Annotated in this window: 12 protein-coding genes; 5 read left to right on the plus strand and 7 right to left on the minus strand. The window is 71.1% G+C overall.

From position 1 onward, the window contains the following. A partial coding sequence (locus AB0O29_RS30405) for a hypothetical protein (RefSeq protein WP_365157912.1) occupies nt 1–967 on the plus strand: 967 nt, incomplete at its 5' end. Nucleotides 968–988: 21 nt separating this feature from the next. On the opposite strand, the gene AB0O29_RS30410 is transcribed toward AB0O29_RS30405, so the two are convergent. Both AB0O29_RS30410 and clpB read right to left on the minus strand, forming a co-directional pair. After that, on the minus strand, nt 989–1525 hold the full coding sequence (locus AB0O29_RS30410) for a YbjN domain-containing protein (protein ID WP_365157915.1): 537 nt from the start codon (nt 1523–1525) through the stop codon (nt 989–991). 109 nt (nt 1526–1634) lie between these two features. Beyond that, nucleotides 1635–4226 (minus strand): ATP-dependent chaperone ClpB, encoded by a 2592-nt coding sequence (gene clpB, locus AB0O29_RS30415; RefSeq protein WP_365157917.1) that lies wholly within the window; start codon nt 4224–4226, stop codon nt 1635–1637. Nucleotides 4227–4338: 112 nt separating this feature from the next. Between clpB and AB0O29_RS30420 the strand changes: the two genes are divergently transcribed. Further along, nucleotides 4339–4758, plus strand: a complete 420-nt coding sequence (locus AB0O29_RS30420; protein ID WP_365157920.1) for a TIGR03618 family F420-dependent PPOX class oxidoreductase — start codon at nt 4339–4341, stop codon at nt 4756–4758. Between the two features lie 185 nt (nt 4759–4943). Here the strand turns inward: AB0O29_RS30420 and AB0O29_RS30425 are convergent, their stop codons facing one another. Beyond that, nucleotides 4944–5258, minus strand: a complete 315-nt coding sequence (locus AB0O29_RS30425) for a (2Fe-2S)-binding protein (protein WP_042820115.1) — start codon at nt 5256–5258, stop codon at nt 4944–4946. Between the two features lie 333 nt (nt 5259–5591). Here AB0O29_RS30425 and AB0O29_RS30430 point away from each other — a divergent pair, with 333 nt between their 5' ends. After that, a complete protein-coding gene (locus tag AB0O29_RS30430; protein WP_365157923.1) occupies nt 5592–6659 on the plus strand; it encodes a helix-turn-helix transcriptional regulator in 1068 nt (355 codons plus the stop codon). 91 nt (nt 6660–6750) lie between these two features. Here AB0O29_RS30430 and AB0O29_RS30435 read toward each other — a convergent pair whose 3' ends face one another. Genes AB0O29_RS30435 through dnaK form a run of 4 tightly spaced genes read right to left on the minus strand, consistent with a single transcriptional unit; the run spans nt 6751 to nt 10935 of the window. Then, nucleotides 6751–7215, minus strand: a complete 465-nt coding sequence (locus AB0O29_RS30435) for a helix-turn-helix transcriptional regulator (RefSeq protein ID WP_365157926.1) — start codon at nt 7213–7215, stop codon at nt 6751–6753. 1 nt (nt 7216) lies between these two features. Beyond that, on the minus strand, nt 7217–8395 hold the full coding sequence (gene dnaJ / locus AB0O29_RS30440; protein ID WP_365157929.1) for a molecular chaperone DnaJ: 1179 nt from the start codon (nt 8393–8395) through the stop codon (nt 7217–7219). 39 nt (nt 8396–8434) lie between these two features. After that, nucleotides 8435–9091 (minus strand): nucleotide exchange factor GrpE, encoded by a 657-nt coding sequence (grpE, locus tag AB0O29_RS30445; RefSeq protein ID WP_344169384.1) that lies wholly within the window; start codon nt 9089–9091, stop codon nt 8435–8437. Continuing rightward, nucleotides 9091–10935: a molecular chaperone DnaK gene (gene dnaK, locus AB0O29_RS30450; protein WP_365157932.1), complete on the minus strand. Its 1845-nt coding sequence runs from the start codon at nt 10933–10935 to the stop codon at nt 9091–9093. Before dnaK ends, grpE begins: the two co-directional genes overlap by 1 nt. 277 nt (nt 10936–11212) lie before the next feature. Between dnaK and AB0O29_RS30455 the strand changes: the two genes are divergently transcribed. Beyond that, nucleotides 11213–11821 carry a sugar transferase gene (locus tag AB0O29_RS30455; protein ID WP_365157935.1) on the plus strand — a complete coding sequence of 203 codons (609 nt, stop codon included), beginning with the start codon at nt 11213–11215 and terminating at the stop codon, nt 11819–11821. 110 nt (nt 11822–11931) lie between these two features. Next, the gene (locus AB0O29_RS30460) at nt 11932–14850 is read left to right on the plus strand and encodes a (Fe-S)-binding protein (protein ID WP_365157938.1); all 2919 of its coding nucleotides are present in this window, start codon (nt 11932–11934) and stop codon (nt 14848–14850) included. Nucleotides 14851–15125: the final 275 nt, after the last annotated feature.

A 15125-nucleotide genomic window follows, 5' to 3' on the forward strand; every position in this document is an offset into this window, starting at 1 on the left:
CTGGGACTCCTTCTGGTACCTGTCCATCGCCGCCCACGGCTACGGGCGCACCCAGATGTGGCCCGCCTCGGACTCCATCCAGAGCGACGCCGCCTTCTTCCCGCTGTTCCCGGTGCTGGCGCACCTGTTCGGCGGCGGCCCCGTCGCCGCCCTGGCGGTGGCCTGGACGGCCGCGGGGGCCGCCGCCGTCGGGGTGTACCGGGTCGGGGAGCGGCTGCTCGGGGCGCGGGCCGGGGTGCTGCTCGTCGCGCTGTGGGCCTCGCTGCCGCACGCGGTGGTGCTGACCCTCGCCTACACCGAGCCGCTGCTGTGCGCGCTGGCCGCCTGGGCCCTGTACGCCCTGCTGCGCGGGCGCTGGCTGTGGGCGGCCGCCCTGGCGGTGCTCGCGGGGCTGACCCGGCCCACCGGGATCGCCGTGGCCGCCGCCGTCACCGCCCTGGCCCTGCGGGAGCTGCTGCGGGGCCGGCGGACGCCCGCGGTGTGGGCGGCCGGGCTGCTCGCGCCCGCGGGCTGGACGGCGTACGTGGCGGCCGTCGGGATGCGCCGGGAGGAGCCGCTCGGCTACTTCACCGTCCAGCGGCAGTGGGGCTCGCGCTTCGACTTCGGCGCGGGGACGGCCGGCACCGTCAACCGGATGCTGACCGGCGGGAACGTCACGGTCCCGGTGGCCGTGACGGTGGCCGTGCTGGCCGCGGCGGGGCTGTGCGCGGTGCTCCTGGTGCTGGACCGGGCGCCGCTGCCGCTGCTCGCGTACACGGGGGTGCTGCTGGTGATCACCGTCGGCGGGGCGGGGTTCTTCGAGTCGAAGCCGCGGTTCCTGCTGCCCGCGTTCCCGCTGCTGCTGCCGGCGGCCGCCGCGATGGCGAGAGCCCGGCCCCGCACGGCGGTCGCGGTGACCGCCGGCCTGGCCGGGCTCTCGTACGGCTACGGGGCGTACCTCCTGCTCGTGGCGGAGGTACCCCTCTAGCGGCCGTGGGGGCGGGGACGCCTAGGCGTCGTCCCCGTCCTCGGAGTCGCCCTCCGCGGAGTCGACCTCCTGCTCCAGGCCGAGCTGCTCGATCAGCCACTTGTCGAACTCGATCGACGCGCGGACCCAGCTGACCGTGGAGGACACGAAGTGCTCCAGGCTGACGCCGGTGCCGATCAGCATCTGCGCCTCGCCGATCAGGCGGACGGAGCCGTCGTCGTGCGTGTGGCTGTAGACCTTGGGCCACAGGGTGCGGCGGTTCCAGTCGTCGATCGACTCGAGCAGCTGCGGCTTGTCGTCGATCGCGTGCGGACGGTCGTAGAAGGTCCTCACGGAGAAGACCTGCTGCTCGCCCTCGCCGCGGAACATGAAGTACGTCCGGAAGTCCTCCCACGGCGCCGCGAGGTCACCCTCGTCGTCGACGACGTACTTGAGCTCCATCTGCTCCAGGAGCTGCTTCACCAGATCCTGGTCGGGGACGACGGGGCCCGCCGGTCCTGTGGCCTGCGGTTCGGGCTGACCCCCGAAGTTCGGAATCGAGGCCGGGTCGATGCTCACCGTGTACTTCCCTTCGTGCGGATACAGCCATCCTCCACCATCGCGCCCACCCCCTGTCCACCCCCGCACCACCGATCCGCTCCGGGCGGACACGGGGGCGCGGCGGTCCTTACAGGGCCTTGCCCACCAGCAGGTCGTCGCCGGCCACGTCGACCCGTACGGTGTCGCCGTCCCTGACCTCGCCGGACAGGATCTCCTTGGCCAGGCGGTCGCCGACGGCCGTCTGGATCAGGCGGCGCAGCGGGCGGGCGCCGTACGCCGGGTCGTTGCCCTTGTCGGCCAGCCAGGCCAGGGCCTCGGGCGTGACGTCCAGGGCCAGGCGGCGGTCGGCGAGGCGCTTCGCCAGGCGGGCGATCTGCAGCTCGGCGATGTGCGCCAGCTCGTCCCGGGTGAGGGCCGAGAAGACGACGAGGTCGTCGAGGCGGTTGAGGAACTCCGGCTTGAAGCTCGCCCGGACCACCTCCAGGACCCGGGCCTTCTTGTCCTCGGCGGAGGCTGCCGGGTCCACGAGGAACTGGCTGCCGAGGTTGGAGGTCAGGATCAGGATGGTGTTGCGGAAGTCGACGGTGCGGCCCTGGCCGTCGGTGAGGCGGCCGTCGTCGAGGACCTGCAGGAGGATGTCGAAGACCTCGGGGTGGGCCTTCTCGACCTCGTCCAGCAGCACCACGCTGTACGGGCGGCGGCGGACGGCCTCGGTGAGCTGGCCGCCCTCCTCGTAGCCCACGTAGCCGGGCGGGGCACCGACGAGCCGGGCCACGCTGTGCTTCTCGGAGTACTCCGACATGTCGATGCGGATCATGGCCCGCTCGTCGTCGAAGAGGAAGTCCGCGAGGGCCTTGGCCAGCTCGGTCTTGCCGACGCCCGTGGGGCCCAGGAAGAGGAACGAGCCGGTCGGCCGGTCCGGGTCTGCGATTCCGGCGCGGGTGCGGCGCACGGCGTCGGCGACGGCCCGTACGGCCTCGGTCTGGCCGATCAGGCGGCGGCCCAGCTCGTCCTCCATGCGCAGGAGCTTCTGGGTCTCCCCCTCCAGGAGCCGGCCGGCCGGGATGCCGGTCCAGGCGCCGACCACGTCCGCGATGTCGTCCGGGCCGACCTCGTCCTTGACCATGGCGTCCTTGGCGGGGCCGGCCTGCGCCTCCTCCTCGGTGGCCTCGGCCAGCTCGTGCTCCAGCGCGGGGATCTCCCCGTAGAGCAGCTTGGAGGCGGAGTCGAAGTCCCCGTCGCGCTGCGCGCGCTCGGCCTGGCCGCGCAGGTCGTCCAGGCGCTCCTTGAGCTCGCCGACCCGGTTGAGGGACTGCTTCTCCTTCTCCCAGCGGGCGGTGAGGCCGCGCAGCTCCTCCTCCTTGTCGGCGAGGTCCTTGCGGAGCCGCTCCAGGCGCTCGATCGAGGCCGGGTCGGACTCGTTCTTCAGCGCCAGCTCCTCCATGCGCAGCCGGTCGACGGAGCGCTGGAGCTCGTCGATCTCCAGCGGGGAGGAGTCGATCTCCATGCGCAGCCGGGAGGCGGCCTCGTCGACGAGGTCGATGGCCTTGTCGGGGAGGAAGCGGGAGGTGATGTACCGGTCGGAGAGGGTGGCGGCGGCGACGAGGGCGCTGTCGTTGATGACGACCTTGTGGTGGGCCTCGTAGCGGCCCTTGAGCCCGCGCAGGATGGCGATGGTGTCCTCGACGGTGGGCTCGGCGACCAGCACCTGCTGGAAGCGGCGCTCCAGTGCCGGGTCCTTCTCGATGCGCTCGCGGTACTCGTCGAGGGTGGTGGCGCCGACCATCCGCAGCTCGCCGCGGGCCAGCATGGGCTTGAGCATGTTGCCCGCGTCCATGGCGGAGTCCCCGCCGGCACCGGCGCCGACGACGGTGTGCAGCTCGTCGATGAAGGTGATGATCTGGCCGTCGCTCGACTTGATCTCGGCGAGGACGGTCTTGAGGCGCTCCTCGAACTCGCCCCGGTACTTCGCGCCGGCGACCATCGCGCCGAGGTCGAGGGAGACGAGCCGCTTGTTCTTCAGGGACTCGGGGACGTCGCCCTTGACGATGCGCTGGGCGAGGCCCTCGACGACGGCGGTCTTGCCGACGCCGGGCTCGCCGATGAGCACCGGGTTGTTCTTCGTGCGGCGCGAGAGGACCTGGACGACGCGCCGGATCTCGTGGTCGCGGCCGATGACGGGGTCGAGCTTGCCCTCGCGGGCGGCCGCCGTGAAGTCGGTGCCGAACTTCTCCAGGGCCTTGTACTGGCCCTCGGGGTCGGGGGTGGTCACCCGCCGTCCTCCTCGTGCGTTCTCGAAGGCGGCCAGCAGCTTCTTCGCGGTCGCGCCCTGGGCGGAAAGGACCTCACCGGCCGCGCCGCCCTTGGCGGCGATCGCGATGAGGAGGTGTTCGGTGGAGAGGTAGTCGTCGCCGAGGGTCTTCGCCTCGGAGTCGGCCGCGGCGAGCACGGCGAGCAGGTCCCGGCTGGGCTGCGGGGGCGCGACCGTGGAGCCGGTGACGCTGGGCAGGGCGGCGAGCAGCCGCTCGGCGCCGGCGCGGACGGCGGCCTGGTCGGCCTCGGTCGCGGCGAGCAGGTCGATGATGTTCTCGTTGTCCTCGCCGGCGAGCAGGGCCAGCAGCAGGTGCGCGGGGGTCAGGTCGGCGTGGCCGTCCTTGACGGCCCTGCTGGTGGCCGCGTTCAGCGCGTCACGGCTCTTGTTGGTCAGCTCGGCGTCCACTCTCGGTTTCTCCTCTCCGGCGGGGCGGTACATAACCCTGACAGGTTCAGCGTCTGCAAAGTTGAGTCTATTCCACTCAAGGCCGGTTCGGTGCGGACATATGCTTCGGACCATGCCTGTTTCGAAGCCGGTCCACGACGTACTCAACCCGACGCCCGAATACCTCGCCTTCTGGCGGGAGCGGCACGTCTGCACCCTGACCACCCCCCGGCCCGACGGCACCCCGCACGTGGTCCCGGTGGGCGTGACCTACGACCCGGAGGCCGGGGTCGCGCGGGTGATCAGCAGCAGGCACAGCAAGAAGGTGCGCAACGTACTGGAGGCGCCGGACGGCGCCGCGCGGGTGGCGGTCTGCCAGATGGAGGGCCGGCGCTGGGCCACCCTGGAGGGGCGCGCGGTGGTCCGTACGGACGAGGCCTCGGTCGCCGACGCCGTACGCCGCTACGCGGAGCGGTACGGGCGCACGCCCTCGCCGAACCCGGACCGGGTGGTCCTGGAGATCGCACTGGAGCGCGCGATGGGCCGCGCCTGAGGAAAACGGCTGGATTCGAGCGGTCCTCCAGCGGCCGTCAACCGTTTCTCAGCGGATCCTCACCCGGATGTCCGGTTCGGGCACTGGACGCGGACAGCACAACGGCGCCATCGTGGTCAGGTCCACGATGGCGCCGTTGTGTGGGGGTAGCACCTGGAGCGATCTGCAACGACGGGGGAATCGCCTCAGGCACTTCGGGGGGTGGCGGTGGTGATATCGGGCTCGAAGAGCTGGTGATCGCGCTGATCGAGGTTGACGAAGACCATGCCGTACCGCACTTCGCAGCGGACGGGCTGCGGTGCGCCCCGGGGGCGGCGCAGGCAGCGGTAGGCACGGACGTCCTCGTCCTCCTCGCGCACGATGACGATCGGCTGGCCGAACAGGGTGACCATCAGCGAGTCGCCGGCGTAGGGGATCGCCGTCGCGAGGTCGATGAACTGCCAGCCGGAGCGGTATGCCGAAGCCATCTCACGCCGGAAGTCGCGGTCGTCGGGGGTCATCAGGCGGCCTTCGCAGGGATGGTGTCCCAGCCGAGGTCGGTACCGAGGGCCTCGGTACGCGAGCTGGGGGCCACGTCCCAGCCGAGATCGGGCTTACCGGACGGACCGGAGGCCGCGCCGGCTACCGGCCCCGCGCTTCCCGCGTCCCCGTTGACGGCGGCAGCCGTCCCGAAGACCGCAACGGCGGAGAAAACAACGGCAAGCGCCGAGCGAAGCATTCTCTTATACATGGTCGGCTTCGTCCTCACTTGATGGAATCCTCTCCCCCGCACTGTCAGACGATGGCTCATTCAGGCACGTCAGTGCCACAGGGACGATGCATCATGTTCTTACATGTTCAGGACCCTGGGGGGTGGAGATTTGGTAAGAAGCGAGACAAACCCGACACATCGCCACCCCGTCACGGAGATGTGCGCCGAGGGAGCGCGCGTCTACGCCGCGGCCCTGAGCACCGGCCGCGTCGCCCGCGGCGAGGTCAGGAACGCCCCCTGCCTGCTCGAATTCGCCCTCCTGCGACCCGATCCCGATGACGCCAACCAGCTCCGCGCGGTTCCCCCGTCCGTCGCGCTCGCCCAGCGGCTCCACCCGCTCGAACGGGAGATCCAGGACCGCCGGCGCACCGCCGTCGAACTGACCGACGCGTTCGAGCCGTTCCTCACCATCAGCGCGCAGAGCCCCGCCAACACCCACGCCATCACGGTGCTGGAGGGGTTCGACCAGATCAACGCGGCCCTCGACCTGGCCACCGCCGAGTGCCACACCGAGGCCCTGACCGTCCAGCCGGGCGGCGGGCGGTCCTCGTTCATCCTCTCCGAGGCCCTGGAACGCGCCCAGCCGCTGATCGACCGCGGGGTCAGCATCCGCACGCTCTACCAGCACACCGTGAGGCACAGTCAGGGCACCCTCGCCTACGTGGACCGGGTGTCCACCGGCAAGGTGGAGATCCGCACGCTGGAAGAGCTCATAGAGCGTCTCATGATCTTCGACCGTACCGTGGCCTTCATCCCGGCGAGCGATGACCGGAAAGTGGCCCTGGAGCTGCGCCACCCGGGGTTGATCGACTATCTGATCCGGGTCTTCGAACAGCTGTGGCGCCGGGCCGTCCCGCTGACCGACGAGGTCACCTACACCCACAGCCCCGACGGCATATCGGGCGTCCAGCGCTCCATCGCCCAGCTCCTCATCGAGGGCCACGTCGACGAGGCGATCGCCCGCCGCCTCGGGATGAACGTGCGCACCTGCCGCGCCCACATCGCGAAGCTGGCCACCGCCCTCGGCAGCGGCAGCAGGGCGCAGCTGGGCTACCTCATCGCCCAGTCCGGCATCCTGCACAGCGAGGGCGGCCCGGAGGCCGCCACGGGCTGCCGGGGGCCCGCTGAGGGGCTCGCGGCCCCGCACTGAGGGAAACCCCCGGAGAGCACGGCGAAGGCCCCGCCCCGGCCCCTGGAGGGGGCCCGGACGGGGCCTTCGTACGCCGCGCCGGAGGCGGCCGTCAGTCCATCGGGCGCTTGGGGCGCCAGACGACCAGGGCGCTGCCCGGCTGCGGCGGCTGGTACGGGACCAGGTCGCGGCGGTACGAGGCGTGCACCGCGGCCTCGCGGGCCTGGAGCGCGGCGGCCGCACCGTCCACGGCGGCGGACAGTTCGGCGACGCGCTGCTGGAGCGCGGCCACCTGGTTCTCCAGTTCGATGATCCGCTTGATGCCCGCCAGGTTGATGCCCTCGTCCTGGGACAGCTGCTGCACCGTGCGGAGCAGCTCGATGTCCCGGGCCGAGTAGCGCCGGCCGCGCCCGGCCGTGCGGTCCGGGGAGACCAGGCCGAGGCGGTCGTACTGGCGGAGGGTCTGCGGATGGAGTCCCGAGAGCTGGGCGGCCACCGAGATCACGTAGACCGGGGTCTCGTCGGTCAACTGGTAAGCCCCGTCACCGAAGCGGGGCTGTCGTCGGCGGCCTTCCATGTCAAGCTCCCTTCGCGGACTCGAACAGCAGGGCGCGCGGATCCTCCGACCCGGTGGCGTCCCGGTACATCTCCAGGGCCTCGCGGGCCTTGTCGGACAGTTCCGCCGGTACCGCGACCTCCACCGTGACGAGCAGGTCGCCGCGGGTGCCGTCCTTGCGGACCGCGCCCTTGCCGCGGGCCCGCATCGTACGGCCGGTCGGGGTGCCCGGGGGCAGCTTCAGCGTCACCGGCGGGCCGCCCAGGGTCGGGACCTTGATGTCGGCACCCAGGGCCGCCTCCGCGATCGTGACGGGCACGGTCACCGTGAGGTTGTCGTCCTTGCGGCCGAACACCGGGTGCGTGCCGACGTGCACGACGACGTAGAGGTCGCCCGCCGGGCCGCCGCGCTCGCCCGGGGCGCCCTTGCCGCGCAGCCGGATCCGCTGGCCGTCGGAGACGCCCGCCGGGATCCGGACCTGCATGGTCCGGGAGGACTTGGCGCGCCCGCTGCCCTTGCAGACCTCGCAGGGGTTCTCCGCGATCAGGCCGCGGCCCTTGCAGTCCGCGCAGGGGTCGGTCAGCGAGAAGCCGCCGCCGCTGCCCCGGGAGACCTGTCCGGTGCCGACGCAGGTCGGGCACACGCGGGGCGTGCCGTTCTTGTCGCCGGTGCCCGAGCAGGCCTTGCAGGGGGCCTGCGAGGACATCCGCAGCGGCACCGTCGCCCCGTCCACGGCCTCCGTGAAGGAGAGCGTGACCTCGGACTCGACGTCCTGGCCGCGGCGCGGCTGGGTGCGGGTGCCCGCACCGGGGCCGGCGCCGCGGTTGAACAGGCCGCCGAAGACGTCGCCCAGACCGCCGCCGAAGCCGCCCTGGCCGGCGCCGCCCTGGGCGCCCCCGAAGAGGTCGCCCAGGTCGAAGTTGAACGAGCCGCCCCCGCCCGGACCGGGGCGGAAGCCCCCGTTGCCGAACAGGGTGCGGGCCTCGTCGTACTCCTTGCGCTTCTTGGCGTCGCCGAGGACGTCGTTCGCCTCGGAGATCTCCTTGAAGCGCTCCTCGGCCGAGGCGTCGCCCTTGTTGGCGTCCGGGTGGAACTCGCGGGCGAGCTTCCGGTACGCCTTCTTGATCTCGGCCTCGGTGGCGTCCTTCGGGACACCGAGGACCTTGTAGTAGTCCTTCTCGACGAAGTCCTTCGTGCTCATCCCCGGTGACCCTCCTCTCGGATTCCTACATGGTGTGCGTCAGCCCTTGTCGGGGGCATCCGTGTCCTTGTCGGACGGCGTGTCGCCGTCCGCGGACTCGGACTTCGCGGCGGGGGCCGCACCCGGCTGGGGCTCGGCCACCGCGACCCGCGCGGGGCGGATCGTGCGCTCGCCGATCCGGTACCCCGGCTGCAGGATCGCCACGCAGGTCGTCTCGGTGACGTCCGGCGCGTACGAGTGCATCAGGGCCTCGTGGATCGTCGGGTCGAAGGGCTCGCCCTCCTTGCCGAACTGCTGCAGCCCCATCTTGGCGGCGGCCGTCTCCAGCGACTCGGCCACCGACTTGAAGCCGCCGACCACCTCGCCGTGCTCCCGCGCCCGGCCGATGTCGTCCAGGGTCGGGAGGAGCTCCGACAGGAGGTTCGCGACCGCGATCTCCTTGACGGCGACCCGGTCCCGCTCCACGCGGCGGCGGTAGTTCTGGTACTCGGCCTGGAGCCGCTGGAGGTCCGCGGTGCGCTCACCGAGCGCGGTACGGGCCTGGTCCAGCTGCGCCAGCAGCGCTACATCCTGAGCTGCGTCCCCGGCCGGGGCCGCCTCCTTCTCCTTGGAGGAGTCGGCGGCCTTCGGCTCGGCGTCGTCCGCGCCGGTGGGGACTTCGGGCTTCTCGTCGAAGCCCGGGGTCTCCTCCGACATCAGACCTGGCCGCCCTTCGGCTTGTCCTCGTCGACGATCTCGGCGTCGACGACGTCGTCATCGGCCTTGGCCTGGCCCGCGTCACCGGCACCGCCGGCGGCCTGGGCGGCCTGCGCGTCGGCGTAGATGGCCTGGCCCAGCTTCTGGCTGACCGCGGCGAGCTTCTCCGTGGCGGTGCGGATCTCGGCGGCGTCGTCGCCCTTGAGCTTGTCCTTCAGCTCGGTGACGGCCGTCTCGACCTCGGTCTTGACCTCGGCCGGGACCTTCTCCGCGTTGTCCGCGAGGAACTTCTCCGTCTGGTAGACGAGCTGCTCGCCCTGGTTGCGGGACTCGGCCGCCTCCTTGCGGCGGAGGTCCTCGTCCGCGTACTGCTCCGCCTCCTGGCGCATGCGGTCGACCTCGTCCTTGCCGAGCGAGGAGCCGCCGGTGACGGTCATCTTCTGCTCCTTGCCCGTGCCGAGGTCCTTCGCGGTCACGTGCATGATGCCGTTGGCGTCGATGTCGAAGGAGACCTCGATCTGCGGGACGCCGCGCGGGGCCGGCGGCAGGCCCGTCAGCTCGAACATGCCGAGCTTCTTGTTGTACGCCGCGATCTCGCGCTCGCCCTGGTAGACCTGGATCTGCACGGACGGCTGGTTGTCCTCGGCCGTCGTGAAGATCTCCGACCGCTTGGTCGGGATGGTCGTGTTGCGCTCGATGAGCTTGGTCATGATGCCGCCCTTGGTCTCGATACCGAGGGACAGCGGGGTCACGTCGAGGAGCAGGACGTCCTTGACCTCACCCTTGAGCACACCGGCCTGGAGGGTGGCGCCGATGGCGACGACCTCGTCCGGGTTGACGCCCTTGTTGGCGTCCTGACCGCCGGTGAGCTCCTTGACGAGCTCGGCGACGGCCGGCATGCGGGTGGAGCCGCCGACCAGGACCACGTGGTCGATCTCGGACAGGTTGATGCCCGCGTCCTTGATGACGTTGTGGAACGGGGTCTTGCAGCGGTCGAGCAGGTCCGCGGTGAGCTGCTGGAACTGGGCGCGCGTGAGCTTCTCGTCCAGGTGCAGCGGGCCCTCGGCGGAGGCCGTGATGTAGGGCAGGTTGATGGTCGTCTCGGTGGACGACGACAGCTCGATCTTCGCCTTCTCGGCGGCCTCGCGCAGACGCTGGAGCGCCATCTTGTCCTTGGACAGGTCGACGCCGTGGCCGTTGGCGAACTGCTTCACCAGGTAGTCGACGACGCGCTGGTCCCAGTCGTCGCCACCGAGGTGGTTGTCACCGTTGGTGGCCTTGACCTCGACGACACCGTCACCGATCTCCAGGAGGGACACGTCGAAGGTGCCGCCGCCGAGGTCGAAGACGAGAATGGTCTGGTCGTCCTTGTCGAGACCGTAGGCCAGGGCGGCGGCCGTCGGCTCGTTGACGATGCGCAGGACGTTCAGACCGGCGATCTCGCCGGCCTCCTTCGTCGCCTGGCGCTCGGAGTCGTTGAAGTAGGCCGGGACGGTGATGACCGCGTCCGTGACCTTCTCGCCCAGGTACGCCTCGGCGTCGCGCTTCAGCTTCTGCAGGATGAAGGCGCTCATCTGCTGCGGGTTGAAGTCCTTGCCATCCAGGTTGATCTTCCAGTCAGTGCCCATGTGGCGCTTGACGGAGCGGATGGTCCGGTCCACGTTCGTGACCGCCTGGCGCTTGGCCACCTCGCCGACGAGGACCTCGCCGTTCTTGGCGAAGGCGACGACGGACGGCGTGGTCCTGGCACCCTCGGCGTTGGTGATGACGGTGGGCTCGCCGCCTTCGAGAACGCTGACGACGGAGTTAGTGGTGCCCAGGTCGATGCCGACCGCACGTGCCATTTTGATTCCTCCAGCTGACTTGAGTGGAACAGACTCAAGGATGCAGGAACGCTGCGCCGGCGTCAACAGAGGTGAGCCTTGGGGACTCAACCTTTAGGCTGCGCCTACGCTCAGATGCGTGGCCCGCCCCGGGAAATACAGCCCCGCCGGCGCTTGAGGCGCGGGGGTCCGGGGGCGGAGCCCCCGGCCGCGGCGCGGCACCCGAACGGGTTCCCGGCACGGGACGCGGCCGCGCGGCGCGCCGGGGGCCGGACCGGGGTCCGGCAGCGTGCCTGGCATGCCTCTGATGCCGCCCCTGCCCGCCCGGCTCACCCGGCCCGCCCGGCCGACCCGGCTGCGGCCGACACGCCCCCGGCCGCTCCGGCTCCCGGCCCGGATCCCGGTGCGATGGCCGGCCAGGCCCCCCGCCAAGCGGGTCTGCGACCTGATCGCGGCGGTCCCCCTGGCCCTCCTGTGCGCGCCCCCGCTGCTGCTGGCCGCCGCCGCCCTCTACGGGGCCACCCGCGCGGCCGTCCTCGTACGGGAGCCCGCGCTCGGCCTGGCCGGCCGCCCCTTCCGCACCTGGCGGCTGCGCACCGACGGCGCCGGGCGCCCCGGGGCGTGGGTGCGGCGGTGCGCCCTGGACGGGCTGCCGCAGTTGCTCAACGTGCTGCGCGGCGAGATGTCGCTGGTCGGGCCGCGCCCCGAGGCCCGTACGGACCACCCCGAACGCCTGCTCGTACGTCCCGGAATGACCGGATTGTGGCAGGTCAGCGCGCGTTCCGACCTCCCCTGGGAGGAGATGGCCCTGCTGGACCGGCACTATGTGGAGAGCCATTGGCTGGGGACGGACCTCGCGATCCTCGCGAAGACCCCTCGGGCAGCCTTCCTACACAGGCGTGCCTGAGCGACACAGATCACCGCTCACTCACCTACAGTGCGGCGCGGGAAATGGGTAACCTCAAGCCTTGACTCAATAAGTTACCGCTTAGTAAGTCCCGCCCGAGGAGCCCTCCCATGCAACTCGCCGCGATCATCGTGTCGCTGGTCCTGTCTGTGGTCGGCGTCGCGCTGCTCGCCCGAGCCGTGGCGCAGATCTACCGGTTCGTGAAACTCGGCCAGCCCGTTCCGGCGGGCAGCCGCACCGACCGTCCGAAGGAACGGACGATCACCCTGGTCAGGGAGTTCCTCGGCCACACCCGGATGAACCGCTGGGGCATCGTCGGCTTCGCGCACTGGTTCGTCGCGATCGGCTTCCTGACGCTGCCGCCGACCCTGGTGCAGGCCTTCGGCCAGCTCTTCCAGGCGGACTGGCTGCTGCCGATCGTCGGCGACTGGCTGCCCTTCGAGCTCTACACCGAGTTCATCGGCGTGATGACGGTCCTCGGCATCGCCGTCCTGATGGTGATCCGCCTGCTCAACCTTCCCTCGCGTGCGGGTCGCAAGTCGCGCTTCGCGGGCTCGAAGGCCTGGCAGGCGTACTTCGTCGAGTGGGTCATCCTCATCATCGGCGTCGCGATCCTGTGCCTGCGCGGCCTTGAGGGCGCGATCCACGGCGTGGAGTCCTACGAGCCCGCGTACTTCGCCTCGTACCCGCTGGTCCTGGCCTTCAAGGGGCTGGGCGCCGCCGGCATCCAGAACGCGATCTACTTCACCGCGATGGTGAAGATCAGCGTCTCCTTCATCTGGATGATCACGGTCTCGCTCAACACCAACATGGGTGTGGCCTGGCACCGCTTCCTCGGCTTCCCGAACATCTGGTTCAAGCGGAACGCCGACGGCGCGACGGCGCTCGGCGCCCTCCAGCCGATGACGAGCGGCGGCAAGGAGATCGACTTCGAGGACCCGGGCGAGGACGACGTCTTCGGCGTCTCCCAGGTCGAGCAGTTCTCCTGGAAGGGCATCCTCGACTTCTCCACCTGCACCGAGTGCGGCCGCTGCCAGTCGCAGTGCCCCGCCTGGAACACGGGCAAGCCCCTCTCCCCCAAGCTCCTCATCATGTCGCTGCGCGACCACGCGCACGCCAAGGCCCCGTACCTGCTCGCGGGCGGCGGCAAGACGATGGAGGGCGAGGAGAAGGCCTCGGCCGAGCAGCTCGCCGGCGTCCCGGCCACGGCCCTCGCCGAGGCGGAGCGCCCGCTGATCGGCACCGCCGAGGAGAACGGCGTCATCGACCCGGACGTGCTGTGGTCCTGCACCACCTGCGGTGCGTGCGTGGAGCAGTGCCCGGTCGACATCGAGCACATCGACCACATCGTCGACATGCGCCGCTACCAGGTGATGATCGAGAGCGCGTTCCCGTCGGAGGCGGGCACGATGCTCAAGAACCTGGAGAAGAAGGGCAACCCCTGGGGGCTGGCCAAGAAGCAGCGGGTGGAGTGGACGAAGGAGGTCGACTTCGAGGTCCCGATCATCGGGAAGGACGCGGAGGACCTCTCCGAGTTCGACTACCTGTACTGGGTCGGCTGCGCGGGTGCCCTGGAGGACCGCGCGAAGAAGACGACGAAGGCCTTCGCCGAGCTGCTGAACATCGCGGGCGTCAAGTTCGCGATCATGGGCGGCGAGGAGAAGTGCACCGGTGACTCCCCGCGCCGCCTGGGCAACGAGCCGCTGTTCCAGCAGCTGGGCCAGGAGAACGTCGCGATGCTGAACATGGCGTTCGGCGAGGACGACGAGGACGAGTCGACGAAGAAGCCGAAGTCGGCGAAGCGGATCGTCTCGACCTGCCCGCACTGCTTCAACACCATCGCGAACGAGTACCCGCAGCTGGGCGGCGAGTACGAGGTCATCCACCACACGCAGCTGCTCCAGCACCTGATCGACGAGGGCCGCCTCACCCCGGTCACCCCGGTCGAGGGCCTGATCACGTACCACGACCCCTGCTACCTGGGCCGCCACAACAAGGTCTACACGCCGCCGCGCGAGATCATGTCGGCCGTCCCGGGCCTGCGCCAGCAGGAGATGCACCGCCACAAGGAGCGGGGCTTCTGCTGTGGCGCGGGTGGCGCGCGGATGTGGATGGAGGAGCGGATCGGCAAGCGCATCAACAACGAGCGCGTGGACGAGGCCCTGTCCCTGAACCCGGACATCGTCTCGACGGCATGCCCGTTCTGCCTGGTGATGCTGACCGACTCGGTCAACGGCAAGAAGAACGACGGCCAGGCGAAGGAATCCGTCCAGGTCGTGGACGTGGCCCAGCTCCTCCTGGAGTCGGTCAAGGCCCCGGAACCGACGGAGGAGGAACTGGCGGCCGCAGCGGCCGAGGCGGAGGCCGCGGCGAAGGCGGAGGCGGAAGCCAAGGCTGCGGCGGAGGCGAAGGCCAAGGCGGACGCGGAGGCCAAGGCTGCCGCGGAGGCGAAGGCGGCGGAGGCCAAGGCGAAGGCCGACGCGGAGGCCAAGGCCAAGGCGGACGCGGAAGCCGCTGCGGAGGCCGAGGCGGACTCGGAGCCCGAGGCCGCTGCGGAAGCAGCGGAGGCCGAGGCAAAGCCGGACGCCGACACCGACGCGGCCCCGGAAGCCGAGGCGAAGCCGGAGGCTGCGGCCGAGGCCGAGGCCGACGTAGAGCCCGAGGCGGACGCGAAGCCCGAGGCCGAGGCCGAGGCCGACGTGAAGCCCGAGGCGGACGCCGACGCGAAGCCGGAGGCTGCGGCCGAGGTGAAGGCCGACGCCGACGCGGAGGCCGAGGCGAAGCCGGAGGCTGCGGCAGACGCGAAGCCGGAGGCGGACGCCGACGCGGACGCGAAGCCCGAGGCTGCGGCTGCGGCTGCGGCTGCGGCGGACACCGCGCCCGAGGCGAAGGCCGACGCGGAGCCCGAGGCCGATGCCAAGGCGGAGGCGAAGGACGAGCCGGCCGCCGAGGCGCCGAAGGCGGAGGCCGACGCCGACGCCGCGAAGGCCCAGCCGGAGTCCGAGGCCAAGGCCGAGGGCGCCAAGTAGGACGCGTAAGAGCACGCCGGAGCGGCCGGTCCCCTTCTGGGGGCCGGCCGCTTCCGTATGCCCGGCCGCTGCGCGGGCGAGGTCCCCTACCCGCCCTTCCACCGTTCCCCGGGCCCTGCCCGGACCCGTTCCCGACGCTCCGCGCCCGGTGCGCCCAAACTCCCCCAGCTACCGCTGGGAGGTGCCCCCTGCGCGGGCTGGACTTACCGCGCAGCGGCAAAATCCAGCCCCGCCGGCGTTTGAGGCGCGGGGGTCCGGGGGCGGAGCCCCCGGGA

The organism is Streptomyces sp. NPDC089915, assembly GCF_040684675.1.
GTDB lineage: Bacteria > Actinomycetota > Actinomycetes > Streptomycetales > Streptomycetaceae > Streptomyces.